Annotated in this window: 23 protein-coding genes and 1 riboswitch; of the genes, 18 read left to right on the top strand and 5 right to left on the bottom strand. The window is 36.6% G+C overall.

What is annotated here, in order from left to right:
* Positions 1 to 82 precede the first annotated feature (82 nt).
* Positions 83 to 688: a YczE/YyaS/YitT family protein gene (locus LC095_RS13140; RefSeq protein WP_226528579.1), complete on the top strand. Its 606-nt coding sequence runs from the start codon at positions 83 to 85 to the stop codon at positions 686 to 688.
* A 105-nt stretch (positions 689 to 793) separates the two neighbouring features.
* Complete coding sequence (locus tag LC095_RS13135) at positions 794 to 1,588, top strand: YfkD famly protein (protein WP_026561918.1); 795 nt, start codon at positions 794 to 796, stop codon at positions 1,586 to 1,588.
* A gap of 247 nt (positions 1,589 to 1,835) precedes the next feature.
* Here the strand turns inward: LC095_RS13135 and LC095_RS13130 are convergent, their stop codons facing one another.
* Positions 1,836 to 2,666 carry a mechanosensitive ion channel family protein gene (locus tag LC095_RS13130; protein WP_226528578.1) on the bottom strand — a complete coding sequence of 277 codons (831 nt, stop codon included), beginning with the start codon at positions 2,664 to 2,666 and terminating at the stop codon, positions 1,836 to 1,838.
* 9 nt (positions 2,667 to 2,675) lie between these two features.
* Positions 2,676 to 3,797 (bottom strand): radical SAM/CxCxxxxC motif protein YfkAB, encoded by a 1,122-nt coding sequence (gene yfkAB, locus LC095_RS13125; protein WP_226528577.1) that lies wholly within the window; start codon positions 3,795 to 3,797, stop codon positions 2,676 to 2,678.
* 165 nt (positions 3,798 to 3,962) lie between these two features.
* Between yfkAB and LC095_RS13120 the strand changes: the two genes are divergently transcribed.
* The 5 genes from LC095_RS13120 (at position 3,963) to rlmD (ending at position 9,485) form a co-directional block, all read left to right on the top strand.
* Entirely contained in the window at positions 3,963 to 4,151 is a 189-nt protein-coding gene (locus LC095_RS13120; protein ID WP_078433356.1) for an SE1561 family protein, read from the top strand.
* A gap of 344 nt (positions 4,152 to 4,495) precedes the next feature.
* A complete protein-coding gene (locus LC095_RS13115) occupies positions 4,496 to 6,034 on the top strand; it encodes a fumarate hydratase (protein WP_226528576.1) in 1,539 nt (512 codons plus the stop codon).
* A gap of 284 nt (positions 6,035 to 6,318) precedes the next feature.
* Positions 6,319 to 7,119 carry a delta-lactam-biosynthetic de-N-acetylase gene (gene pdaA, locus LC095_RS13110; protein WP_413467486.1) on the top strand — a complete coding sequence of 267 codons (801 nt, stop codon included), beginning with the start codon at positions 6,319 to 6,321 and terminating at the stop codon, positions 7,117 to 7,119.
* An 88-nt stretch (positions 7,120 to 7,207) separates the two neighbouring features.
* A complete protein-coding gene (locus tag LC095_RS13105; protein ID WP_226528575.1) occupies positions 7,208 to 8,074 on the top strand; it encodes a DNA-3-methyladenine glycosylase family protein in 867 nt (288 codons plus the stop codon).
* A 19-nt stretch (positions 8,075 to 8,093) separates the two neighbouring features.
* The gene (rlmD, locus tag LC095_RS13100; protein WP_226528574.1) at positions 8,094 to 9,485 is read left to right on the top strand and encodes a 23S rRNA (uracil(1939)-C(5))-methyltransferase RlmD; all 1,392 of its coding nucleotides are present in this window, start codon (positions 8,094 to 8,096) and stop codon (positions 9,483 to 9,485) included.
* Between the two features lie 782 nt (positions 9,486 to 10,267).
* On the opposite strand, the gene LC095_RS13090 is transcribed toward rlmD, so the two are convergent.
* Complete coding sequence (locus tag LC095_RS13090) at positions 10,268 to 11,821, bottom strand: ABC-F family ATP-binding cassette domain-containing protein (RefSeq protein ID WP_226528572.1); 1,554 nt, start codon at positions 11,819 to 11,821, stop codon at positions 10,268 to 10,270.
* A gap of 354 nt (positions 11,822 to 12,175) precedes the next feature.
* Between LC095_RS13090 and LC095_RS13085 the strand changes: the two genes are divergently transcribed.
* The 4 genes from LC095_RS13085 (at position 12,176) to LC095_RS13070 (ending at position 14,123) form a co-directional block, all read left to right on the top strand.
* Positions 12,176 to 12,367, top strand: a complete 192-nt coding sequence (locus tag LC095_RS13085) for a hypothetical protein (RefSeq protein WP_226528571.1) — start codon at positions 12,176 to 12,178, stop codon at positions 12,365 to 12,367.
* Positions 12,324 to 12,896 (top strand): DUF3231 family protein, encoded by a 573-nt coding sequence (locus LC095_RS13080; RefSeq protein ID WP_226528570.1) that lies wholly within the window; start codon positions 12,324 to 12,326, stop codon positions 12,894 to 12,896. Before LC095_RS13085 ends, LC095_RS13080 begins: the two co-directional genes overlap by 44 nt.
* A gap of 222 nt (positions 12,897 to 13,118) precedes the next feature.
* On the top strand, positions 13,119 to 13,586 hold the full coding sequence (locus tag LC095_RS13075; protein WP_226528569.1) for a GreA/GreB family elongation factor: 468 nt from the start codon (positions 13,119 to 13,121) through the stop codon (positions 13,584 to 13,586).
* Between the two features lie 216 nt (positions 13,587 to 13,802).
* A complete protein-coding gene (locus LC095_RS13070; RefSeq protein ID WP_226528568.1) occupies positions 13,803 to 14,123 on the top strand; it encodes a hypothetical protein in 321 nt (106 codons plus the stop codon).
* A 60-nt stretch (positions 14,124 to 14,183) separates the two neighbouring features.
* Here LC095_RS13070 and LC095_RS13065 read toward each other — a convergent pair whose 3' ends face one another.
* Positions 14,184 to 14,891 (bottom strand): MerR family transcriptional regulator, encoded by a 708-nt coding sequence (locus tag LC095_RS13065; RefSeq protein ID WP_226528567.1) that lies wholly within the window; start codon positions 14,889 to 14,891, stop codon positions 14,184 to 14,186.
* A 156-nt stretch (positions 14,892 to 15,047) separates the two neighbouring features.
* Between LC095_RS13065 and uvrA the strand changes: the two genes are divergently transcribed.
* From uvrA to ant(6), 3 genes are all read left to right on the top strand, one after another.
* On the top strand, positions 15,048 to 17,504 hold the full coding sequence (gene uvrA, locus LC095_RS13060; protein ID WP_226528566.1) for an excinuclease ABC subunit UvrA: 2,457 nt from the start codon (positions 15,048 to 15,050) through the stop codon (positions 17,502 to 17,504).
* A 120-nt stretch (positions 17,505 to 17,624) separates the two neighbouring features.
* A riboswitch (cyclic di-AMP (ydaO/yuaA leader) is annotated at positions 17,625 to 17,775 on the top strand.
* A gap of 187 nt (positions 17,776 to 17,962) precedes the next feature.
* On the top strand, positions 17,963 to 19,306 hold the full coding sequence (locus LC095_RS13055; RefSeq protein WP_226528565.1) for a TrkH family potassium uptake protein: 1,344 nt from the start codon (positions 17,963 to 17,965) through the stop codon (positions 19,304 to 19,306).
* A gap of 135 nt (positions 19,307 to 19,441) precedes the next feature.
* The gene (gene ant(6), locus LC095_RS13050; protein ID WP_226528564.1) at positions 19,442 to 20,314 is read left to right on the top strand and encodes an aminoglycoside 6-adenylyltransferase; all 873 of its coding nucleotides are present in this window, start codon (positions 19,442 to 19,444) and stop codon (positions 20,312 to 20,314) included.
* A gap of 72 nt (positions 20,315 to 20,386) precedes the next feature.
* On the opposite strand, the gene LC095_RS13045 is transcribed toward ant(6), so the two are convergent.
* Positions 20,387 to 21,388 carry a DUF3231 family protein gene (locus LC095_RS13045; RefSeq protein WP_264196038.1) on the bottom strand — a complete coding sequence of 334 codons (1,002 nt, stop codon included), beginning with the start codon at positions 21,386 to 21,388 and terminating at the stop codon, positions 20,387 to 20,389.
* A gap of 615 nt (positions 21,389 to 22,003) precedes the next feature.
* On the opposite strand from LC095_RS13045, the gene LC095_RS13035 reads away from it, so the two are divergent.
* From LC095_RS13035 to LC095_RS13020, 4 genes are all read left to right on the top strand, one after another.
* Positions 22,004 to 23,272 (top strand): hypothetical protein, encoded by a 1,269-nt coding sequence (locus LC095_RS13035; protein ID WP_226528562.1) that lies wholly within the window; start codon positions 22,004 to 22,006, stop codon positions 23,270 to 23,272.
* A gap of 39 nt (positions 23,273 to 23,311) precedes the next feature.
* Positions 23,312 to 23,491, top strand: a complete 180-nt coding sequence (locus LC095_RS13030) for a hypothetical protein (RefSeq protein WP_226528561.1) — start codon at positions 23,312 to 23,314, stop codon at positions 23,489 to 23,491.
* Positions 23,492 to 23,503: 12 nt separating this feature from the next.
* On the top strand, positions 23,504 to 23,644 hold the full coding sequence (locus LC095_RS13025) for a hypothetical protein (protein WP_226528560.1): 141 nt from the start codon (positions 23,504 to 23,506) through the stop codon (positions 23,642 to 23,644).
* A 95-nt stretch (positions 23,645 to 23,739) separates the two neighbouring features.
* Complete coding sequence (locus LC095_RS13020) at positions 23,740 to 24,450, top strand: VCBS repeat-containing protein (RefSeq protein WP_226528559.1); 711 nt, start codon at positions 23,740 to 23,742, stop codon at positions 24,448 to 24,450.
* Positions 24,451 to 24,776: the final 326 nt, after the last annotated feature.

The raw sequence follows: 24,776 nt of genomic DNA, 5'->3' as shown, positions 1-24,776 counted from the left end.
ATTTATTTTTGAAATTGTTTTAAAGTTATGGTTGTCCTCATATTTTAATTAACATCTACATAGGAAAGGAACAAACATAATCATGAAAATAAGGGTCTTTTTTTATTTAATCGGTTTGTTTTTTATGGGACTTGGTGTGACGTTCACAATAAAAGCAAATTTAGGAGCAGGAGCATGGGATGCGCTGAATGTAGGGCTTTCCAAAGTCATTGGTCTAACAGTAGGAAGCTGGGTATTTGTTATCGGTGTTATCTTGATGTTTATAAATGCCTTCATAACAAAAGGAAAACCGAAATTTTTAGCCATCATTACAATTCTTTTAATTGGCTTTTTCGTTGATTTTTGGATGCTCGTCGTTTTTAAAAACATGTTTCTTGATGGAATGTTAAAACAAGTTATTTCTTTATTATTAGGTATCTTTTTCATCGCTCTTGGCGTCTCAATGTACTTGCAAACAAAGTTCCCTGCAAATCCTATTGATCAATTAATGATCTCCTTACATGAAAGATTTTCTCTTAATTTCATGGTTGCCAAAACAATAGGTGAAGTCGTTGCGTTAATATTAGCATTTATCTTTCAAGGTCCAATTGGAATAGGAACAATTATTATCACATTTTTAATCGGTCCGATTATTCAAATGTTCTCAAAACCCATATCAGCCCGCTATGACTTGTTATTGAAAAGATAAACGTATTTGTTGAAAAAACTTCCAAATAAACGAAGGGATTTTTCTGGATAAACAGCAGATCACTTGAAAACAATAAGGATAAGCATGTTGAAGGGAGTAAAGAAAATGAAAAAGAGATTGCTCGTTTCTTTCGTTTTGCTTTTATCATTTAGTTTTTCAAGTGTTGTTTTAGCAGAAGGAAAACCTCAAAAACCGAAAATTCCCGGCTCTGTTATGGAAATATCTAAGGAAAATACGTATCCAAACCCGACTCAAGACTTACCCTACTTACAACCAAGTGAGTTAACACAGCAACTGATCGACACAGCCGAGGTTCCGATTGAAAACCCTGATTTAATTCGTATTTTAAACGAATCCACCATCTCTGATGCACCATTGGCTTTTGGCTACCGTGCAACCATTTACTTGGGAGAATGGGCGTTGAATTATGAATCATCCGAAACGGCGACAAATTGGGAGTATCAAAAAATAAATACAAATTATCAGGATAATCGCGGTGGGAAATCACAAATTCAAATGAGTTATCGTCAAGAAGCACAAAAATCTGTTAAAGGCGGTTTAACAGCAAAAGTTCCTGAAGCAGAACATGTCAAGAAAATGATGCTTCTTAAAGCAATGAAGAAAACAAACTTACCACTTGCTTTTGAAACCATTATTGGAGCTGGAACGAAGAAAGACCAAGTCTATAATGTTCCTCCAAAAAAGCTGGGTTATCTTTATGCATATGCACCTGCTGTAAATGAAAAAGGAAAAGTTACGTATGGTGAAGTATATCTGGTCTTAAAAGGAAATAAGAGAAGTATTGTGGTGAAAAATATCACTTCACAAGGAATCGGTGCGTGGATTCCTCTGCAAGATCATGCTTCATTTGGATTTGTCACATCTGACCGTCCAAGATAAAGAAAAAAGGGCTTTCCAAGTAATTTAGTTGGAAAGCTCTTTTTCAACAGGTAAGAAAGTATAAAATTTTGTACTTAGTTTTAGTGTCTAGCTCCGAAGCACAGGATGTGCAAGTGCAATCGTTGGGACAGGACGTCGCGTAGTTAGACTGCCAGCGCCTATCGCCTATCAACCTTCAGATCATCTCCCTACGATAAGTTAATGCTCCTCCAGTTTGTACGGCGATGACCAAGGCGCTTGCGCTTTTCTATTTTTGATTTATAAGGACTCGTGATTCCGCAAGATTAATATTAGCGTCAAATAAAGCTTTTGCAATTATTCTCCGTGCTCCTTTTGCTGTACTCCAATAAAATTGATCATCAACTAAACCGATAATCGTGTATTCATAGCCGCGAAATTGACCATTAAGGGATGTAATGCCGAACACTTGAAAGGTCTCAATAATCTCATTTTGCAAATCCCTTTTTAAACATGATTCAAATTCCTGATTGATCTTTTCACAAGCTTGCTCAAGTACCTTCCAAACAATGTCCGGATCCTCTCGATAGCTAATAACAACACGTTCAATGACTCGCATCCGGTCAATATTGTAGTTGTGAATTTGTTTTATTTCACCATTACTGATTGTTAAGAGCTTTCCGCTCCATTCACGAATTTTTAATGACCTAAGGCCGATTTCCTCAACAGTCCCGTGAAACGTATTATTTATCGTAATAAAATCTCCTTGATGAAGCTGTTTTTCATAGATAATAAACATACCTGCAAGAATATCTTTAATAAGGCTTTGAGCACCGAAGCCGATGATGATACCAGCTACACCGGCCCCGGCTAAGATGGAGCCGAAATTATCAACAAATTGAGAAAGAAGATACAAAATAAAACTAATGGTAGCGGTATATTTGGTTAATGACCGAATCAAGCTTTCGATTGTTTTTTCTTTTCGTTCTTCGATGAAGTTCGTTTTCTTAAAAAATTTACCCACAATAAAATTAATCAATGTCACACTTATCACTAAAATGACTGCAACTAGTATGATTTGAACAACTTTTAATCCCAACAGTTCTTTTATTGTTTCCATTTTGCCACCTTATATCTTGGATTTTCGTTTCGTAAAGTCAACATCTTGATAATAACTATTCTTTACAAGTACATTCGGACCTAGACATTGAACAGCCGGACAATGACAGTTTAGTGATTTTGCTATAGTAGAATCCATCCATTTAGAATAGGCGGATTGAAGAGTGTTATCCTTTATATTTCCAAGAGCAGGTGTATCACCGAAATCCGTCACGATAATATCTCCGTTAAAAATATTCACATTTAAGCGTGAGCGGCCATCAGGATCATTGCGCACAGTGACATTTTTACTTTCTCTTAAGCGTTGAATAAGTTCGATATCTTCCGGGTTTTCACTGCAAGCGTAGAAGGGTAATGTACCAAATAGCATCCATGTGTTTTCATCTCTGGTATCAAGTAAATGATGAATGGATTTTCGCATTTCAGGAAGTGACAAGGTTTCCAATGCACTCGCAAAATCACTTGGATACATGGGATGAATTTCATGACGCTGACAATGCATCTCTTCCACTACCTGCTTATGGATTTTTTCAATATATGGAAGTGTTCGTTTGTTTAACATCGTTTCTGCCGATACAATTACTCCGGCTTTTACAAGAGCACGGCTATTTTCAATCATTCGTTCAAACAATTTTGCTCGTTGTTCATAGGTTGGTTTTCGGTCCATTACAGCAAAACCAACTTCAACAAATTCATCAACTGTGCCCCAGTTATGTGAGATATGTAGAACATCTAAATAAGGAATAATCTTTTCATAACGTTTCAAATCAAGTGTCAAATTTGAATTTATTTGTGTACGAACCCCTCGTTCGTGGGCATACTTTAAAAGAGGAACAACATATTGGTCGACTGATTTCAAGGAAAGCATCGGCTCCCCGCCTGTAATACTGAGAGAACGCAGGGTTGGTACCTCATCTAATCTCTTTAATAAAAGCTCTATCGGAAGTGCTTGCGGATCTTTAGGCTGCAGTGTATAGCCAACAGCACAATGTTCACAACGCATGTTACAAAGTGTTGTTGTGGTAAATTCTATGTTTGTTAACGTCATTTGCCCATACTGCTTTACATCTAAATAGGCTTCCCATGGATCATATGACGTTGTAATAGGGTTTGCGGATTTTAGTGCATTCATTTGTTTATGCTCCTTTTTTAAAGGTAGAAATAACAGCTATAAGAAAATAGCATACCTTTCATTTTAACATGAACATGTCTTTTATACATCCTGTGAGTAAACAATAGATACTTGTCAAACAATTTGAAATAGTCTACGATACACTTATCTGAAAGGGGCGAAATAATGGGTAACGCAGTACATGACAAGGATTCCCAACTATCTTATTTGAAAAATCGGTTAAATATGTTTTTAGAAGTTCTGGACTCAATGGACCCGGAATCTACAGATGTTGATGATATTGATCGATTAATTCAAATGCTTGATGATCTTGAGATGAAACAAAATCAATTTAAAAAAGATTGGGATAAGTAAGCTGACACAAAGGATGTCGGCTTTTTTGCTGCAGAATTTGAAAACGCTTTGATTCGGCTTTTCAATAAATAATCTTACGAGTATAATAAAAATTATGGGAAAAACCTGAAAGTTTATGAAATGACTAGAGTGATAGAATTGACCGAAGCACGTTTATTAAAGGTTTAAGAAATATTATTAAAAAGGAACAGGGGTAAGCGCTTGACATCCAGCTCCAGCGCCTAGCCCCTCGAGGTCATAAGCCAATTTAGAATTGAAGGCAAAGAACGCCTTCTATTCTAAATTGTCTTATTTGCCCGAGGCTATTCAAGGCGCTTACGCTTTTGTTCATGGGGGGAATCGAGATGAAAAACTTTTATGAAAGTATGTACCAATTAGTTGTTGAAACTTCGACCAATTTACCAAAAGACGTAAGAAGAGCAATTGCTCAAGCTAAACTGAAGGAAAGTGCCGGGACACGTTCGGCAATGTCATTAGCAACAATTGCAAATAATATAAAAATGGCAGATGACAATATTTCGCCAATTTGCCAAGACACCGGTTTACCAACATTTAAAATAAAAGTGCCTGTCGGTGCAAACCAACTTGAAATGACCAAAGACATTAAACGTGCTATTGAGCAGGCGACAAAGGATGGAAAGCTTCGCCCTAACTCAGTTGATTCGATCACAGGAGGTAACAGCGGTGATAACCTTGGTGAAGGGACGCCTGTAATTAAATTTGAACAATGGGAAAACGATTATATAGATGCACGCCTGATTTTAAAAGGTGGCGGCTGTGAAAATAAAAATATTCAATACAGTCTTCCATGTGAACTTGAAGGCTTAGGAAAAGCCGGACGTGATTTGGACGGAATTCGTAAATGTATTATGCATTCTGTTTACCAGGCACAAGGACAAGGCTGTAGTGCAGGGTTCATCGGAGTTGGCATTGGTGGAGACCGGACAAGCGGCTATGAGCTTGCGAAGAATCAACTTTTCAGACGTGTTGATGATGTTAATGAACGTGAAGAGCTGCGTCAATTAGAAGAATACGTAATGGAACATGCTAATGAACTTGGTATTGGTACAATGGGATTTGGTGGAGAAACAACGTTGCTCGGTTGTAAAGTTGGTGTCATAAACCGTATACCGGCAAGCTTCTTTGTATCTGTTGCTTATAATTGCTGGGCATATCGCCGTTTAGGAGTCCTTATCAATCCTGAAAGTGGTTCGATCAATGAGTGGCTATATCAAGATGGTGAGGATATTGACTTTTCACAAGGTGAAGTAGCTGCAACTGAAGAACAAACGGCAGATATAAGAGAAGTTGTTCTTGAAGCACCTATTACAGAAGAAAAAATAAGAGAACTAAGAGTTGGAGATGTTGTTCGTATAAATGGAATGATGTACACAGGCCGTGATGCAATCCATAAGTACCTCTCTGAAAATGACTCCCCGGTTGATTTAAATGGACAAATTATTTATCACTGTGGGCCGGTTATGTTAAAAGATGAAGATGGTAATTATCATGTGAAAGCGGCGGGTCCAACAACAAGTATCCGTGAAGAGCCATATCAAGGCGATATCATGAAGCGATTTGGAATTCGGGCTGTCATCGGAAAAGGCGGAATGGGTCCTAAAACGTTGAAAGCATTAGAAGAGCATGGCGGAGTATACCTAAATGCAATCGGTGGGGCTGCCCAATATTATGCAGATTGTATTAAATCAGTTGAAGGTGTAGATCTCATGCAATTCGGTATTCCTGAAGCGATGTGGCATTTAAAAGTTGAAGGATTTACAGCAGTAGTTACGATGGATTCTCACGGAAATAGTCTTCATGCTGATGTGGATAAAAGCTCACTTGAAAAATTGGAGAATTTTAAAGAGCCGGTATTTAAATAAACGATTAATTAGGAGGAGGATCCGCAAAAATGCGGGTCTTTTTTTTGTATCGGCTGGGCAATTTGCGTTTTATCTTCGATTATGAGGATTTATCAACGATTCTGGGATTTTATCAACGATTTTGAGAATATATCAACGATTTTGAAAATTTATTTTCGATTAGACTTTTTTCGACAAAATCCATCAATATCCGCACAGACAAACAACTGCCATTTTTTCTCAGTATTGAATTCCTCTCTTAATCAACACTATAACTAATTATGTGAAATGAGGAGAGAACTGTCATGAAAAAATGGTCTATGCTTTTGACTCTTTTTTGTCTTCTTTTTTTAACGATAAATACAGCACAAGCAGTATCAAACAAGCCGATTCACTGGGGATTTAAAAAGAGCCAAAATCACGAGCCGGCTTCAGCAGGTAAGGAATTAGATGAGCTTTTAGCTAAGTATGGCTCTTTTTATATGGGGGATACCTCAAAGAAAGAAATCTATTTAACGTTTGATAATGGATATGAAAATGGATACACAGAAAAAGTATTGGATGTGTTAAAAGAACGGAAAGTTCCGGCGACCTTTTTTGTGACGGGGCATTATTTAGACACGGAACCCGACTTGGTAAAGCGAATGGTAAATGAGGGGCATATTGTGGGAAACCATTCATGGTACCATCCTGATTTAACAACACAAAGTGATGCTGAGTTAAAGAAGGAGCTGGAATCTGTCCGCCTCAAAGTCGAAGAACTAACAGGTCAAAAAGGGATGAGCTATCTGCGTCCACCACGGGGGATTTTTAGTGAAAGAGTAATGGCTGATGCAAAAGAACTTGGTTACACATCTGTTTTTTGGTCGTTAGCTTTTGTTGATTGGAAAGTAAATGATCAAAAAGGCTGGAGATATTCCTATGACAACATTATGAGGCAAATTCATCCAGGATGTATTTTACTGCTTCATACCGTATCAAAGGATAATGCTGAAGCATTAGACAATGCCATTGTGGAATTAAGAAAACAAGGCTACACTTTTAAAAGCCTTGATGATTTAATGCTCAATAAAATGCTCGACAATCGTTATCTCATTTCCCTTTGAATTCTATTCAAAGGGTTTTTTCGACTTTCATTTAGATCAGTGTATGGAATGGTATAATAATAGGAAAAGGTGAAAAGGAAGAAAAATAATGTGGATGGAAATAATAAGATGTAAAGGTCCATATAATTTTGACTCGGTTTTGGACAGATTATCAATGGATCCAATCATATCATTAAGTAAGAGTGAAAAGACAATAAATGTCCCTTTACATATTGAAGATATGCCTCACGTCATAACAGTCAAAGCGATCGGTACGATAGATAAACCTGTTTTTGAAGTAAGCGGAAAAGATGAAAAGGTAAAAAAAGCTGCACTTAAACGAATAAACAGTATATTTCGTTGGGATTTCTCTCTTGAAGATGTAGCTATTCATTTTCAGAAGACAAATATTGCTAAGATCTTTGAACAACACAAAGGAACGCCAATTGTGTTAGAATTTGATCTTTATAACTGTTTGGTCAAGTGCATCATTCATCAACAACTAAACCTTGCTTTTGCTCATACATTAACAACAAGGTTCGTCAAAAGGTACGGTTATGAAGGTGAGGGTGTTTGGTTTTATCCTAAACCTGAAGTTGTTGCAGGTCTTCAATACGATGAGCTGAGAGAACTTCAATTTAGTAGGAGAAAAGCTGAGTATTTAATTGATACCTCAAAGCTTATTGTTGAAGGAATAGTGAACTTTGATGAGCTGGCACAGCAGTCTGATGAAGAAATAATGAAATCCTTGATTAAGGTGCGCGGAATTGGTCCTTGGACTGTACAAAGTCTTTTACTATCCGGACTTGGACGACCTAACCTTTTTCCAAAAGCAGATATTGGAATACAACGAGCCATACAAAAACATTTTAATCTTGAAAAAAAGCCATCACATGATGAGATGGATCAATATAGTGAACAATGGTCGCCTTATTTAAGCTATGCAACATTGTATTTATGGAGAAGTATTGAGTAGAAACGGAGAGTATAACGTTATGAAAGAAAAAAAGCAAACGAGTCATATAAAAGTGACAAAAGGACAAACCTTTCCATTAACGATCAAAAGGCTGGGGATTAATGGAGAAGGTGTCGGCTATTTTAAGAGACAAGTCGTATTCGTTCCTGGTGCCCTACCTGGAGAGGAAGTTTTGGTTGAAGCAACGAAAATTCAGCCGAAGTTTGCAGAAGGAAAGGTAAAAACAATTCGGAAGTCTTCACCGTTCCGTGTAAAACCACCATGTCCAATTTATGAAGAATGTGGAGGCTGCCAGCTTCAGCATTTGGCATATGATCAACAGTTAAAGGAAAAACGGGATATTGTTCTTCAATCTTTGGAACGTCATACAAAATTAAAGGTAAGCCAACTCGATATTCGCCAGACAATTGGCATGGAAGAACCTTGGAATTATCGGAATAAAAGTCAATTCCAAGTAGGTCAGCAAAAAGGGAAAGTCATTGCCGGTCTATATGGACTTGATTCACATCGTCTCGTCCCAATCCAAAATTGTATGGTTCAGCATCCGTTAACAAATAAGGTTTCTGAGGGAGTTAAACAAATATTAGAGGATTTTCAAGTTCCCATTTACGATGAGCGGAAAAGAAAAGGAATTGTTAGGACAATTGTAACTCGTGCCGGTTTTCAAACTGGAGAAGTACAGGTTGTATTAATTACAACTCAAAAAGAGGTTCCTCGTAAAAAATTAATTATGGCCGAAATCCAAAAACGCTTTCCAGAGGTCAAATCACTTGTTCAAAATATAAACGGAAATAACACATCTTTAATTTTTGGCGAAAAAACACTTCATCTAAGCGGAGAAGAAGTGATTCAGGAAACACTTGGTGATTTAAGCTTCGAACTATCGGCAAGAGCGTTCTTTCAACTAAACCCAGTTCAAACGGTCAAGCTTTATGATGAAGTGAAAAAAGCTGCCAGCTTAACAGGTCGAGAGAAAATAGCGGATGCCTATTGTGGAGTAGGGACTATTGGGCTTTGGCTTGCAGGTGATGCAAGTGAAGTGCGCGGAATGGATACGATTGAAGCTGCCATTATTGACGCACAGGAGAATGCGCAAAAGCATGGCTTTACCAATACTACTTATGTTACAGGTACAGCCGAGCATTGGTTGCCTAAATGGGTGGAAGAAGGATGGAAACCTGATGTTGTGGTTGTTGACCCTCCAAGAACAGGATGTGATCGCAAGTTGTTAGATGCGATTAAGAAGGTAAAACCGAAGAAATTTGTGTATGTGTCTTGTAATCCTAGTACATTGGCGAAGGATATTGATTATTTGAGCAAGGATTATAAGGTTGAGTATATTCAGCCTGTTGATATGTTTCCGCATACTGCGCATGTGGAGTGTGTGGCGCAACTCGTTTTAAAGTTGTAGAAATTAAACACATTAAAATAAACTTTTTCCATAATTCATCTACAGTTGGAATAAAGTTAGTACAAAAAAATTGTGAGAAAATAGCCTGTTATCCCCGGCAAATCAACAATCGTGGAAAAAGCTCGAAAAAACGAGATGATCTTTAGAAAAAATGGGCAAAAAGCGGGAGATGGAAAGAGTATATTTTATCTGTGGAGGGAATTCGTTTCTCGAATACCGAATTAGGAAGCTGCTAGAAGCTGGTATATTTGTGTTGCAAGGTAGTCTCGAAGTGATGCGTTTTTATAGTATAAGGTTTAAATGCTGATATTATGTGGGCAAGGTCTGGTATGATGCTTTCAGAACGGTAAAGAATTAAAGGTTAGCTGGGAACCAGGATATCAATTATGCTTCCTATCGTTTATCAGCTCAGCAGGTTAAGCATCCTGTCTGCTAAATAGACGGAAAAATTTCGCTTAATTAGAGAATACTAATAAAAATAGCTTAAATAGCCGGATAGATTCCGCCTATCAAATCGAAAAACGTAAAGATGGGAGGATTTCGCTTGCATAATTGGAAAACCTCCACTTATTTTCCTTTCGATGGCTACTTCATTATTGACAAGACTTCCTATATAAAGGGGTACCCAAGTGGATTTTTTATCATTGGGTACCCCTTAATCTCTAGGTAAGAAAGTATAAAATTTTGTACTTAGTGTGAGTGTCTAGCTCCAGCGCCTAGCCCGGAAGCAAAGGACGTGCAAGTGCAGTCAATGCGACAGGACGTCGCGCTTTTCTTATTATTTAAAACACTTTTGTCGTCCAATCCTCACAATTCCAAACTTCAGTCGCAATTTCACGATAGAATTCAGGTTCGTGGGAAACCATTAAGATACTTCCGCGATATGCCTTTAAAGCACGCTTCAATTCTTCTTTTGCGTCAACATCCAAGTGATTGGTAGGTTCGTCTAGAATTAATAAGTTCGTTTCTGTGTTAATAATTTTACATAATCGGACTTTGGCTTTTTCGCCACCGGAAAGGACTTCGATTTTACTTTCAATATGTTTTGTCGTTAATCCGCATTTTGCAAGAGCAGCTCTGACTTCGGCCTGATTCATACTTGGGAATTCGCTCCAAATCTCTTCAATACAAGTATTGTAGTTGGATTGTTTAACTTCCTGCTCGAAGTAACCGGTGTATTGATGTTCACCACGTTCCACTTTACCTGAAATTGGCTTAATCAACCCAAGAATACTTTTTAAAAGAGTAGACTTACCAATACCGTTTGCACCCACGAATGCAATTTTTTGTCCGCGTTCCATTTTCAAATTCAAAGGGCGGGAAAGTGGTTCATTGTAACCAATAACAAGATCTTCAGCCGTGAAAATCCATCGACTAGCTGCACGAGCTTCTTTGAAGTTAAACTCTGGTTTTGGCTTCTCTTTCCCCAATTCAATTATTTCCATTTTGTCGAGCTTCTTCTGACGAGACATCGCCATATTACGAGTCGCAACACTTGCCTTGTTACGAGCAACGAAATCCTTCAAATCCGCAATTTCTTGTTGTTGACGCTTGTAAGCAGACTCCAATTGCTGCTTCTTCATTTCATAAATTTTTAAGAAGTTATCATAGTCACCCACATAGCGGTTCAACTCTTGGTTTTCCATGTGATAGATCAAGTTAACAACATTGTTTAAAAATGGTATATCATGTGAAATCAAGATAAATGCATTCTCATATTCCTGTAAATAGCGCTTCAACCATTCGATATGCTGTTCATCCAAATAGTTTGTTGGCTCGTCTAGTAATAGGATTTCAGGCTTTTCTAGCAAAAGTTTAGCTAGCAAAACTTTCGTACGTTGCCCACCGCTAAGATCATTTACATCCCGATCGAGTCCAACCGCGTCTAATCCTAGACCACGAGCAACTTCCTCAACTTTTGAATTAATTTGATAGAAATCATTACTATCTAAAGTTTCTTGTAGCTCTCCAACTTCTGCAAGTAATGCATCGATATCAGCACCTTCTTCACCCATTTTTGCGTAAAGTTCATTGATCTCTGATTCGGCATCAAAAAGATATTGAAAAGCAGAACTCAAAGCGTCACGCATCGTCGTACCTTTTTGAAGGACAGCATGCTGATCTAAATAACCAACACGAACTTTTCGTGACCACTCAACTTTCCCCTCGTCGGGTTGTAACTTCCCAGTAACAATATTCATGAAAGTAGACTTACCCTCACCATTTGCCCCAACTAGTCCAACGTGTTCTCCTTTTAAAAGTCGAAAAGACACATTATTAAAAATCGCACGATCACCGAAACCGTGACTTAAATCTTTTACGTTTAATACGCTCATTTTTTTAACTCCTTATCTAATGTCACATGTGGATATCTTACTAAATTTTGGCTGCTTTTTCTATCCTTAAGTTGCTTTTGTTGAAAATGCAATTCATTTTTAAGTCTAGCCCTTATTAATTAAATTAGTTTATTGAATTTAATTATTACTTGGGCGTATAGCGATTGGGGAAAAGTCTATTATACAACCGAACTTGGAGGTAGGATACGAGTTATTTCCATATGGAAATAACTATACAAAAAAATAAGAGAATGAAGGCGAAAATTCTACAAAATACGTCGAATCAAATGGATTGTATTCTTTGAAATAATGGAATGTTATGTTAATTGTATATTCCCTGGAGGTTGGGGAGGTATGTTTTTAATCGCAGGGCTAATTGCTTCTAATGGATTACGTTTATATATTGGTAGTTATCATATAGTTGGTAAATTAGTAGAAGGAGAGCATTGTACGGGTTCGGAATGGGACGAAACCAATACAACAAGAATACAAAACTTTACTTTTGGATTCGAGACTACAACGGCCTCCTGCTATTCCATATCCTGAAAAGCTTGAATTTGTACATAAACAATCGTTTATTTTAGAAGGGTTAGGGAGAAGGGAGGCACTAACAGGAACAGAGGTTACGAATCTTTACGCAAATATACAGACCAATTATTTAGGAGTAGGTTTGGTGACCGCGTTTAGTCAGGTTGCTAAGTCTGATAAGGTACGTAAGTATTTTCTAAGGGGTAAAGAAATTTCATTGAAACATATTAAGGTTTTTGGCAGTTACTTGGAGATGGCTTCGTTACCATTGCCGGCGTCTTTTGAACAAGAGGTTTCTGAATCACAGGAAGCACCTTTTTCTGATAAAATCATGATGTTTCACTTTAGTCTAATGATTTATGCAGGAATTGGAAATTTTGGTGTATCTATTGCGGAAACTCAAAGAAGTGATTTAGTTGTAGATTATTCACGTTTAGTAGCTGAAGTTCTGAAGTTTTCGGAGGATGGGGTCAATATTATGATTGCAAATGAATGGTTAGAACAGCCGCCTTTATCAGCGAACCGCAGGGACTTATCAAAAGGGTAAAAATAAATTAAACAATTATTTATGTTTAAATATGGTAATATTATCTTGAAACCTTTACAACTTATAAAGGGGCATGTCCTCTTTATTTGGGAGGAGAAGGCAGAGAAACCTATTTTCTGCTTTCTTTGATGGGTTTTATTTTTTTATATAGGAGGAGTTTAACAATGAACAATTTATTCAAAACATGCAAGAGACAAAATCCAAGTTTGGGGGTTATCTATTATGAACCATAACATCCCCCAGCACAGAGAACATTTAGTACAGCAAATGGTTGATATTGATGAGAATATAAAGGAGCTTACAAACCTTTACAATGCTTCCACTCCAATGCAAGAACAATTAAAAAACTTTTTTCATTTATATTTGCTGGAATTGGAGGAGTTGCTAAGTGCCTGCCAGAAGAGCAACCTAAATCCTTCGCTTCCGAAAGTGTATATCGGAACAAGGGTTACAGTATTGTTTGATGATGAAAATGATACAGAGGATTTTGTCATCTGCTTCCCTGAGCAGTCAGATCCGGACTCTGGCTGTATTTCTTTTTTATCGCCGGTAGGAAGACAGCTCTTACTAAAGAAAATGGGTGAAAAGGTCATGCTCAAAGTTCCAACAGGTGAACTTCCTGTAGTGATCAAAGAAATAACATTTGTTGGACATCTTTTTGATGAACAACAAAACATGAAAGAGGCTTGATGGGAAACATTGAAAGCGTTTTAGTATAAATTAGAAACATAATTGAATAGAATGATAGTAGTCCCGGTTTTTTCTGCATTATGCAGGTAATAGTCGATGCACAAGGAAATGCCGGGGCTATTTTAAGAGAACTCCATTTTGGTGAAGTTTATCCATCTAAGTGAAGGTTCGTTTTACAGTAATTTTACGATTACGATAAATAAAAAGGAGGATACGATGAAGAAGTTTTTTAGTAAACCATCAAAGGTAGCATTATTTTCCTTAATCGCTACAATTGTTGTAACCATTTTACTTTTATGTGTCTTGAGTATAGCAGGAGTAGAATCCAAAGTTGTACACCTGTTAGGAAAAGTAACTATCGGCATTTCCTTACCCTTTTTAATTTTGAATCCTTTAACAGGCCTTATCTATTCATTTTTTATCAACGGAAAAATCAAAACCGTGTATATCCTTCTGCATCTGGCATGTGTATGTACCATATCGGTATTCGCGTTTATATCTTTTATGTTTAGGTATTTTGTTCCTTTTGCTCCATAGAACTCAAAGTATTCTATAGATGGATATTGTAAAGAAGAGAGGAAGAGTCACGTTTGAATATCAATTCACTTTTTCTTTGAGCAATTCTATTAATTTATACAAGTAATGTGCTCCTCGAAGCTGCTGCTCGATTTGATAGTCCATATATGCTAAGGAATCCATTGTAAATTTCCTTGCTTCGGAAAGACTGTGCTGGTTGATTTTTTCCAAGATCTCTCTAACTGAGTCAAGTAAATAAACCGATGATTGAACGGTTTTAATAATTAATAAACGGTGAATATCTTCATGGTTATACATACGATATCCGCTTTCCGGGTCTCTTATAGGTTTAATCAATTCTTCTTTTTCCCAATGCCTAAGCGTTGAAGCGGGTACTTCTATTTCTTTTTCCACCTCGCCGATTGAATACCACTCTTTGTTTCTTTTATCCAAGAACCTCTGCATGTTTTTTGGTTTTAATATGTCTAATGCTTTGGTTGCTTGTTGCTTTCTTAGAAATAAATCAGCTTGGATTGCATTTACTTCCCATAAGGCTTCCATGAAGTTGTTTTGTTGGATCATAGGCATTATTTTTCGGACAGTTGCCATCCCAAAACCATGATACATTGCTCGTATACATAGGAAATAAGCTTCGTGTTCTTCCGTATAAACACGATATCCATTTGGCTTTCGCACCGCTTTTGGAACGATACCCCATTCCTCATAATGTCGTAAGGCACTTGTTCCAACATCCAATTTTCGGGCAATATCTATTGGTTTTAGTTCCATATGAACCTCCAAACAAAAGATTAAATTATAACCTTTAAGTACCATGACGAGTTTGATTAGTATAAATGCCATACTAATAGTAACATAATGTGAAAAAGCTTGCACTTGCATAAATGTTGTATGCTTGAGTTAGAAGATGAAAAGGAGGAGTTAAACTTGAATGATGTCATGATTGTAAAAGGGGCAAAGGAAAACAATCTAAAGGATCTGTCTGTTTCTATTCCAAAAAACAAACTCATTGTTGTAACGGGTCCATCTGGTTCGGGTAAATCTACACTTGCGATGGATACGTTATTTAAGGAATGCCAGAGGCAGTATTTAGAATCTATGGGTCTGCAAGGGATCAATAAGCCAAAAGTTGATTCGATTAGCGGCCTTTCTCCGGCCATAAGCATTAACCAGCAAAATACAAATCGAAATCCCCGCTCAACGGTCGGTACTGTAACAGATATGTATACAAGTTTGCGAATGGTTTTTGAAAAGCTTGGAAAGAGACAGTGTCCTGCTTGTCATCATGATGTTGATCCAACGTTCAATGTAGAGGACATAGAAAAAGAAGAAGGGAGTTTTAAGGAGTACATTTTTTGCCCAAGCTGTCATCACCGGATGGAAAAACTAACACGGACCCACTTTTCCTACAATACAACAGAAGGTGCTTGTTCAACTTGTAAAGGTCTTGGTGAGACGGTTGATGTTCATAAAGAATCTGTTTTTCACCAACATCTTTCGCTTGAAGAAGGAGCTGTTGATTTGTGGAAGGGACGGTATGCGGATTATCAAATTCCGGTTGTAAAAACGGCCATGGCTTATTATGGTGTGCCGATTGAGGATGGACTTCCCGTGCAGGAATATAATCCTGCACAAAAAGCCATTTTATATTACGGTGTTGAAAGTGAAGAAGTGAAGGAATACTTTCCTGATAAGAAGGCTCCAAAGACTGTAGATAAAGGTAAATTTGAAGGTGTTTTAACTGGTATGTGGAGAAGGTTCACAGAAAAGTCCGGTTCATCTTCAGAGGCAGAGGAGTATTTTTATTCCCAAGTTTGTCCTGATTGTAATGGTGAACGGTTAAATGAAATAAGTAGAAGTGTGACTGTAGAGAATATGACAATTCCAAAGCTGGTAAGTCATTCTTTGGAGGAAATGCTTAAATGGGCGGATCAACTTGAGAAAGGGTTAGACAAAGTAAGCTATTTGCTTGTAGAAACTTTTTTACAAGATATGAAAACGAAACTTACCAGAATTATAAAAATCGGTCTTGGCTATTTAACATTGGATCGTCAAATCATCACTCTATCCGGAGGAGAAACACAAAGGTTAAGATTATCTGCTCTTCTTGATTCAGCTTTAACGGGTGTGCTTTATATTATGGATGAGCCGACTGTTGGATTGCATCCAAAGGATACTTTAGGGCTGGTAAGTGTCCTTAAAGGGCTAAGAGATTTAGGGAATACCATCTTACTCATCGAGCACGATGTAGATGTCATGAAAGAAGCAGATTACATTATTGATATCGGTCCAGGGGCAGGTAAATTAGGCGGAACAGTAGTTGGTCAAGGTACATTACAAGAACTGAAAGAGCAGGAAAGTTCTGTGACGGGAAGATACTTACGAGAAGAGGAAGAAATGGATCGAACGTATCGAAAAGGTACAGGACAAGCAATTTCTGTTCATCATGCAACAATTCATAATTTAAAAGACATAACTGTTACATTCCCTATCGGTTGTCTTACAGCTGTGACGGGTGTGTCTGGTTCAGGAAAATCATCACTTGTTTTCGATGTATTAGCTAAAGGGGATGAAAAAATTCATGATGGATTTGATCGTGTAACAGGTCTTGACCATTTTGATCAGATGATTATTGTTGGTCAGTCTCCACTCAGCAGGATGAAGCGATCTAATATTGCCACATATATTGATGTGTTTACACATATTCGAACGATTTTTTCTAAGGATAAAGCTGCAAAAGAAAAGGGGCTGACAGCAAAGCATTTCTCCTTTAATACTGTAGGTGGACGTTGTGAGAACTGTCAAGGATTGGGGTATGTCACAACAAATATGCTGTTCTTTCCAGATTTAGAGGTTGTTTGTCCCGTATGTCAGGGTAAACGATTTCAGAAGGATGTCTTGTCTATAAAATATAATGATCACTCTGTAAACGATATACTAGAAAGTTCGATTGTGGATTGTTTAAGTATTTTTGAAAATGAGAAAAAAGTCAAAGAAGTTCTCGAATTACTTGTTGAGATAGGTCTAGGGTATCTCAAAATGGGGCAGTCGTTAACAACCCTTTCAGGTGGAGAAGGTCAACGACTGAAATTAGCGAAGGAACTACTAAAGCAAGGAAACAAAAGCTCGTTATATTTATTAGACGAACCAACAACAGGATTACACCCAAATGATGTAACCCAATTACTAAAACTACTAAATCGACTCGTAGATGCAGGCCATACAGTCATAATGGTCGAACATAACAGCCAAATGATCAAAGGCGCCGACTGGATCATTGACCTGGGACCAGAAGGAGGAGGAAAAGGCGGCCAAATCACCGCACAAGGAACACCGGAATCCATCATAAAAAACTCCAACTCATACACAGGACAGTATTTGTAATAGGGACAGGTACCTTGTCCCTTTAGCTATTTCTTGTTAGTTTGAGTATTATGAGGGTTTAACTAACAAGAAGCATCTGATAAAATTAATAAACTGCAATAATATATCAAGAAATTACATACCTTTAATTCGCTGAATCTATTGTGAGCGGGGGAAACAAATTTGATAGGTAGCAAATAAGCCTATCTTGGGGTGAGTCTTACTTAGTAAGAAGGGATACTCTCAATTCCTAATCCGACAGCTAACCTCGTAAGCGTTATTTTATATTTCGAGAGAAGGTCAAAGGTTTCGCCCAAAGACCATTCTATTTGTTATGGTCTTTTTTTGTCCTTATGTAAATAAAAAGTCGATTTGATAAGGGAGTACAGATATTAGGTATGCAACGTTTTGAAGGGGGAAAATTGTAGAAATTTTAAGCATATAGAAGGGATAAGTTAAAAATGCTTAGTAAATCTAAGATGAAATTTAAGATTGAAAATTTATCACCATCTCAATTAATCGTTTTATTTTATTTAATTGCAGTAGTGATTTCAATAGCCTTACTGAGTTTGCCAATTGCCTTAAAACCAGGAGTAGAGTGGTCCTTTATTGATGTTGTTTTTACTGCAGTTAGTGCAATTAGTGTTACAGGATTAGCTGTTGTATCAACGCCAGATACTTTTAGCATACCAGGTATCATTATTCTTATGTTTATCTTGCAATTTGGTGGAATTGGAATCATGACTCTAGGTACTTTTATTTGGTTGCTGTTCGGGAAAAAAATAGGATTAAAAGAGAGACAGCTCATAAAAACAGATCAAAACCAATCAAATCTTGCAGGTTTAGTAGTATTGATGAAAAATATTTTAGTTATCATTATCATCATCGAAATAATCGGAGGAGCAGTATTAGGTACATATTTTTTGAACTATTATTCTACTTGGCAAGAAGCGTATTTACAGGGTTTTTTTGCCTCCGTTAGTGCAACTACTAATGCAGGATTTGATATTACAGGACAATCACTTATTCCCTATGCAAACGACTATTTCGTTCAACTAATAAATATTATTTTGTTAACACTAGGGGCGATTGGTTTTCCGGTTCTTATTGAAGTAAAAGAATTGATTAAAAAGAAAAAGCCTTACAGAACTTCCAATTTTTCATTATATACAAAATTAACAACGATTACTTTTTTCTTATTAATGCTTTTTGGAACAATAGCTATTTTAGTATTTGATGCCCATCACTTTTTCAAAGACAAAACCTGGCATGAATCATTCTTCTATGCTTTTTTTCAGTCTGCCACGACAAGAAATGGCGGCTTAGCTACAATGGATGTAAGTCAATTTTCTGAACCGACACTTCTGGTCCTTTCTTTGTTAATGTTTGTTGGAGCTTCGCCTAGTTCGGTCGGAGGTGGGGTTCGAACTACTACCTTTGCAATCAATTTATTATATATTTACAATTTGGCTAGGGGAAATAAAGCCGTAAAGGTATTTAAACGAGAGATCCATCAAGATGACATTCTTAAATCGATGGCCATTATGAATACAGCCATATCTATTTGTTTTTTTTCAGTAATCCTATTAAAGGTTACAGAACCTTTTACAACATTGGAGATTATATTCGAAGTAACGTCTGCGTTTGGAACTACAGGTTTATCAATGGGCATAACACCTGAGTTAAGTACGATTGGGAAAATTATTATTATATTATTAATGTTTATAGGTCGTATTGGAATTCTTTCTTTTATTTTCATCATTTCAAAAAATGGACATGAGCCAAATTATCACTACCCTAAAGAAAGAGTTATCATCGGTTAGTCTCTATAGGTAAATGTAATCCATGGATTGACAGTAATGTCTTAAGAGTTTTTTTGCTAAGTTGTTCTTTTTTACTAGATGCATGAATACTATATAGGTTAATAGGAAACTTAACGGACAAGTGGAGGATGATCAATGAGAAGTAAATCCGAAATGATAAATATGCTTATCCATTTTGCAAGAAATGATGAAAGGATCCGATTGGTCACTCTTGAAGGATCATTGACAAATAAAAACATTGTCGGTGATTCATTCCAAGATTATGATATATCTTATTTTGTAACAGATATGGATTCTTTTAAAGAGAATGATAGTTGGCTAGACATATTTGGTAAGCGGATCATGATGCAAAAACCGGAAGATATGGTGCTTTTTCCTCCAGAGCTGGGAAATTGGTTTTCCTATCTAATCCTTTTTGAAGATGAAAATAAAGTGGATTTAACGCTTATTCCAATCAACGAAGTGGAAGATTACTTTTCTACTAGTGATGGTCTGGTAGAAGTGCTTCTTGATAAAGATTCTCTTATAAAGAATCCGGTAATTCCAAGTGACCAAAAATATTGGATAAAAGAGCCAACCGCAAGAGAATTTGATGATTGTTGTAATGAATTTTGGATGGTTTCAACATATGTAGTAAAAGGGTTAGCCAGAGGAGAAATCTTATTCGCCATTGACCATCTACATGAAATTGCAAGACCTAATTTATTGAGAATGATGTCTTGGAAAATCGGCTCAGAATGTGGGTTTACCTTTAGCCTCGGGAAAAATGATAAATTCATCAATCATTATCTTCCAGAGGACGATTGGGAAGCACTGCTTTCAACTTATAACCAGAACAGCACCCAAAACATGTGGAAAGCATTATTCACTTGCTATGATTTGTTTAGAAAATACTCTAAAGAAGTGGCTGAAGCTCTCAGCTTTACATACCCGGAATATGATGCAGCCATTACAAAGTATACACTGGGACATAGGGACAGGAACCTTGGTCCAGTAGATCAAGGGTAATGTTGTACTGGTAAATCAGGTTAGGCTAGACATTGTGTGAAATCGCGGGACAAGGGACCTGTCCCCACGTCCCTATTTTTTAGATAATGTTTCCCGATCTTCAGCTAATGGAGGTTGTTCCAGCCATCCATGTTTTATTAGTAGTTCTGCTCCATCTTCAGCGTATAGTCCAACTTCTGCCATAAGACGTGTGTATTCTATTGTTAAGTCTCTTCTTTGTGAGACGGATATAGCTGCTCCGTAATAGCCTATTGCGGCCGATATTAAAATAACAATATGATTTAGCATTAATTTATCGGAGTAGGGTGGAGTTGTGGAATTTGTTACTTCTGACAGCCATGAAGCAGGTGATGCTAAACCGGCCTTCGTTAATGTATTACTAAGTATACTAAACTGTTTTTCACATAGCTTTTTTCCTCTTGGGAAATATTTCCTTACATCTTCTTTTTGACAAACTTGTGAAAATCCGACCTCTAACACAACCTTCACGATAATTTTTACCATGTTGAAGCTAAGACCGCTAATCTCAACAGCACTTAAAGGGCGTTTTTTACCAAACCAGCCAGTTAAATACCGTTGGTTATTGACAAAATCGATTTCAATAGGAGTGTTAATTCTTGGAGCTTTGCTATATAACCCCTTTTTCAACATTACATTTGCAATTCGTTCATATAATTCCATTGTTTCCTTATTACATTGAACAAAGTAGTTGATTTGGTCTGGACGGGAAGAAGTAGCTACTGCCCCGGCGTAACCTGTTAGACCAAGTAAGGTCATAACATGCATATAACTTAACATAAAGGTGTCAGTAAATAAGGAAGGGGCATTGATATTTACATCTTCTTTTACTGAAAATCCCTTTGGAATTGGGTAATTCTCTTTTTCAAAGGTCTCTGTGATTTTTGTAATATGGGATTCAGCAAGGCTGAGGGCAAATTTCAGAATTTCCTTTACTTCCTCATCTTTTGCTTTTTCAATTGAATGAGTAAGAAAACAGATTGATAAAGAATCATTTATATACTGAGTCCAAAGGTTTGCAATCTCTGATGAAGTAAGTTCAACATTATGGCTCATATTGTTCACCGAAAAACCTCCATTGATCATGTCGTCTAATCATATGTATTTGTTTGATCAAATTATTTTTATAGTATTGATCAATGTTGGCTTTTTATGATAAAGAGGGTTATTTGTTTCTATATATTTTTTAAAAGTACAATAAAAAGGCGCCAAAAGACGCCTGAAAAACTAAGTTTTTGGAGTAATGAATAGGTGATATTTGCAAATCTAATATGATTATTTAAATCACCGATTGTTATTTGTAGATGGTCAACGGCTACTCCTGTTACGTTTCCATCTAATTGGTGGCCTTGGATTGTAACAACCCAATCTTTTTTCCCATTTGCATGAGTAAATGCTCCATAAAAACAGGCTCTGTAGGGATATTGTATGTGGGAAAGAGCTGTTTCATCATGGCAGGAATATAACTTGAATAAACGTATTTTCCTGGAGGTAACACGGAAGATTGGGTTCTATATGCGTAACTTTGCAATACTTCTCACTCCTTTGTTTATTTTTTACGTATGAATGAAATGATCTATGTGTCACCGTTATGAGTGATATCGAAACTTTTGTAAATCTTAACCGTATTTATATGTGTGCGTGTCTGATCTAGATAAAGGAGGAGAAGAATTGGATTCAAGAATAAAAGAACTAATAGATCGTACGAAAGAAAAATTTGGATTGCACAACTACTATTTACAAACACATGAGTTATATAGAAGAGTCAACTTTTTCAGTGATACTGTTTATACATTATGTATGGAGTGGTTTCCGAATCGTGAAACCGTTGAAAAAGATGGCTCAAATCCGGAAGGTGCGGCAGTTATTGAAATAGATTTACATACTCAGAAATTCACGAGTGCAATTTTTGTTAGTGGTAAAACATATGCACATAATGGGGTGTCGTTTGCGAATTTTACGAATAATGACATTATAAAATGGATTAAACAGGAAACAGGATTGGTTTATGAGAAACATTTCAAATTACGTAGGGAAGAAGAGAGAGAGCTTCATTTTGTGGAATGTATTGACGGTATATCTGTGTCACCTTCAGGATATATTGAGGTTCATTATGATGAAGACAGGAAGCTGACCTTCTTTTCAAACCATGGTCACTATCCTTCGAAAGAAATGGTTCTTGATGAAACTTATTCTTTAACCTTTGAAAAGATCGAACAGTTGGCAAAAGAGCAAGTGCAGCTGCTTGAATATCCTTCATATGAGCAGGAGCGTTTATTTCCTCTTTTTGCGGTTGAAGAAATTTATATTAGAAATGATCAAAGCTACACGATTCCCTTTGAGTTGTTTGTAGATGTAAACTCATATCAGGAAATAAATCAAACGATTTTCTGGGACGAGCCACTTAAACAAACGTTTGATCAAAAAGAATTGAATTGGCATGATGAGGTATCTATAGAACAAGCATATGCAGCTGAGCCATCACCAGATTCTTTTCCCATAACAAAGGATGAAAAAGAAAAATGTATATTAGGAGTAAAAGAATTATTACGACAGGAATATTCGAATGAATCTGGTATGTGGGTTCTAAAAACACTCCATCGGGAAAAAGGATATATCCATGCCATGTTAAGAGCGAAAAAACAAGACAAGCGTGTTTTTCAAAAAAAGTTAATGCTAATGATTGATCCAGAAAATTTTCAAGTTGTTAACTATATGGACAATCAATTCATGTTGGAACTATTTGATGAATTTCAAGCACCTGATAAGATTACAATCGAAAAAGAAGAAGCCTTTGAAAAATTAAAAGACTTGTTCGAATTAAAACCCTATTATGTCTATGATTTTGATAAAAAACGCTATGTTCTTTGTGGAAAAGTAGACTGTGAATACAGCGTGAATGCATCAACCGGAGAAGTGATGATGTTAGATAATCTGTAGGAGCCAGTGCAAAACATTATAGAGAGAGATGAGATATAGATGAGCTGGGAATTAAAAGGTACAAATGTTTTACATATATATGCTCAAGACGCGTGGCATCAGGAAGCCTATATTGTTGGGAATAAAGAGGGGTTATTGGAGCTTCGAAATGCAATAGATGAGGCGCTAAAATCAAAGGAAGCTGTTGCACATGTATTCCCAACAGATGGAGAAGGCTAGGAGGCTTATGTGTTGTGCGTAGATGAAAATGAGGAAGATAATTTTCACTCTTTAAAACTTCCGTACACAGGGAAAAATATGAGGGTTGAAGTTGAATTTGATGATGAAGACGTAAATATTCATCATCCACATGTGCTTGTTAAAAAAACATAAGCCATCCCTACATAACCTTTAGTGAAGCAAGTAGCAAGATTCCTATACGCCCATAGGATATATGATAAAGGTTATGAAGAAAAGGGTGGCACAAAATGTATAATTATAGAGCAAATCAACGTGTTGTGGCATACGGAGTCGGTGATGTGACGGGTGACAAAGTTCCTGATCACGTTTATTTAACAGGTACAAAAACACCTGATAGTCCATTTATTCAACAAATCACACTTCATGTTCAGGATGGGAGAACAGGCAATATAACGAATGTTCCACTGCCAAAAAATGCAAATGCAGGATATAATCCTTACTTATTTCTTGGTGATTTCACCGGAGATGGAGTGGCGGATATTTTGATTAGCATCGCTACAGGTGGAAGTGGCGGGATCATGTATCATTATTTGTACTCCTTCTTAAATAATAAGCCAAACCTTCTTTTTGATTTTAATAAATATAACGAAGAATATACGTACGAAGTGATCTATCAGGATAACTACAAAGTAAAGGTAATCAGTCAAAAAAATAATCAAGCGTATTTAATTGATCTTTCATTGAGAGATCCTGAATATTTAAATGAAATATATGATGAGAATGGAAAGTTAAAGAACACCATTACAGGTTTTGTGAATCCGCTAAGTGGGTTATATCCAGTAGATTTTGATTACAATCATGTGTTTGAGTTATTAGCCTATCAAAAAATTGCCGGAAGATATAATGCTGATGCCTTAGGATATGTGTTAAACACATTAAGCTGGAAGAATAACAAGTTTCTTTTGCAAAATCAATATGTAGCTATATTTGGATCTTAAAAGGTTTGAATTTTCAAAAAACAATGTCATAAAATATAACATGAATGTAGAATACCTCTTTTATCTTTTATATAGTTAAGATAACAAAAAGGTAAAGGGGCTGTTGACATGAAAAAATCTAGAGTTGGCTTTATCACATTTTTAATCTTAACAGTAAGAACTGTATTCACATACTAATATGACGCGGACACAAAGAGGATAAAAATCCTCTCAGCTTGTAGAGAAAGTGGGTGTTTTTCTCTACAAGCTTTTTTATTTTCTTAAAATGTTCTTATAAAGATTAATAAATTTCCTAAGATAACCAAAGAAAAAGCTTCTCACACACC

The organism is Metabacillus niabensis (assembly GCF_020524345.1).
Taxonomy (GTDB): Bacteria; Bacillota; Bacilli; order Bacillales; family Bacillaceae; genus Metabacillus; species Metabacillus niabensis_B.
This window is presented reverse-complemented; position numbering and strand designations above follow the sequence as displayed.

What these genes read in the sequence shown, in the direction of transcription:
- LC095_RS13140 (WP_226528579.1), top strand. Translation starts at nt 83, where the DNA reads ATGAAAATAAGGGTCTTTTTTTATTTAATCGGTTTGTTTTTTATGGGA.
- LC095_RS13135 (WP_026561918.1), top strand. Translation starts at nt 794, where the DNA reads ATGAAAAAGAGATTGCTCGTTTCTTTCGTTTTGCTTTTATCATTTAGT.
- LC095_RS13130 (WP_226528578.1), bottom strand. Translation starts at nt 2,666, where the DNA reads ATGGAAACAATAAAAGAACTGTTGGGATTAAAAGTTGTTCAAATCATA.
- yfkAB (WP_226528577.1), bottom strand. Translation starts at nt 3,797, where the DNA reads ATGAATGCACTAAAATCCGCAAACCCTATTACAACGTCATATGATCCA.
- LC095_RS13120 (WP_078433356.1), top strand. Translation starts at nt 3,963, where the DNA reads ATGGGTAACGCAGTACATGACAAGGATTCCCAACTATCTTATTTGAAA.
- LC095_RS13115 (WP_226528576.1), top strand. Translation starts at nt 4,496, where the DNA reads ATGAAAAACTTTTATGAAAGTATGTACCAATTAGTTGTTGAAACTTCG.
- pdaA (WP_413467486.1), top strand. Translation starts at nt 6,319, where the DNA reads ATGAAAAAATGGTCTATGCTTTTGACTCTTTTTTGTCTTCTTTTTTTA.
- LC095_RS13105 (WP_226528575.1), top strand. Translation starts at nt 7,208, where the DNA reads ATGTGGATGGAAATAATAAGATGTAAAGGTCCATATAATTTTGACTCG.
- rlmD (WP_226528574.1), top strand. Translation starts at nt 8,094, where the DNA reads ATGAAAGAAAAAAAGCAAACGAGTCATATAAAAGTGACAAAAGGACAA.
- LC095_RS13090 (WP_226528572.1), bottom strand. Translation starts at nt 11,821, where the DNA reads ATGAGCGTATTAAACGTAAAAGATTTAAGTCACGGTTTCGGTGATCGT.
- LC095_RS13085 (WP_226528571.1), top strand. Translation starts at nt 12,176, where the DNA reads ATGTTTTTAATCGCAGGGCTAATTGCTTCTAATGGATTACGTTTATAT.
- LC095_RS13075 (WP_226528569.1), top strand. Translation starts at nt 13,119, where the DNA reads ATGAACCATAACATCCCCCAGCACAGAGAACATTTAGTACAGCAAATG.
- LC095_RS13070 (WP_226528568.1), top strand. Translation starts at nt 13,803, where the DNA reads ATGAAGAAGTTTTTTAGTAAACCATCAAAGGTAGCATTATTTTCCTTA.
- LC095_RS13065 (WP_226528567.1), bottom strand. Translation starts at nt 14,891, where the DNA reads ATGGAACTAAAACCAATAGATATTGCCCGAAAATTGGATGTTGGAACA.
- LC095_RS13055 (WP_226528565.1), top strand. Translation starts at nt 17,963, where the DNA reads ATGAAATTTAAGATTGAAAATTTATCACCATCTCAATTAATCGTTTTA.
- LC095_RS13045 (WP_264196038.1), bottom strand. Translation starts at nt 21,388, where the DNA reads ATGAGCCATAATGTTGAACTTACTTCATCAGAGATTGCAAACCTTTGG.
- LC095_RS13030 (WP_226528561.1), top strand. Translation starts at nt 23,312, where the DNA reads ATGAGCTGGGAATTAAAAGGTACAAATGTTTTACATATATATGCTCAA.
- LC095_RS13020 (WP_226528559.1), top strand. Translation starts at nt 23,740, where the DNA reads ATGTATAATTATAGAGCAAATCAACGTGTTGTGGCATACGGAGTCGGT.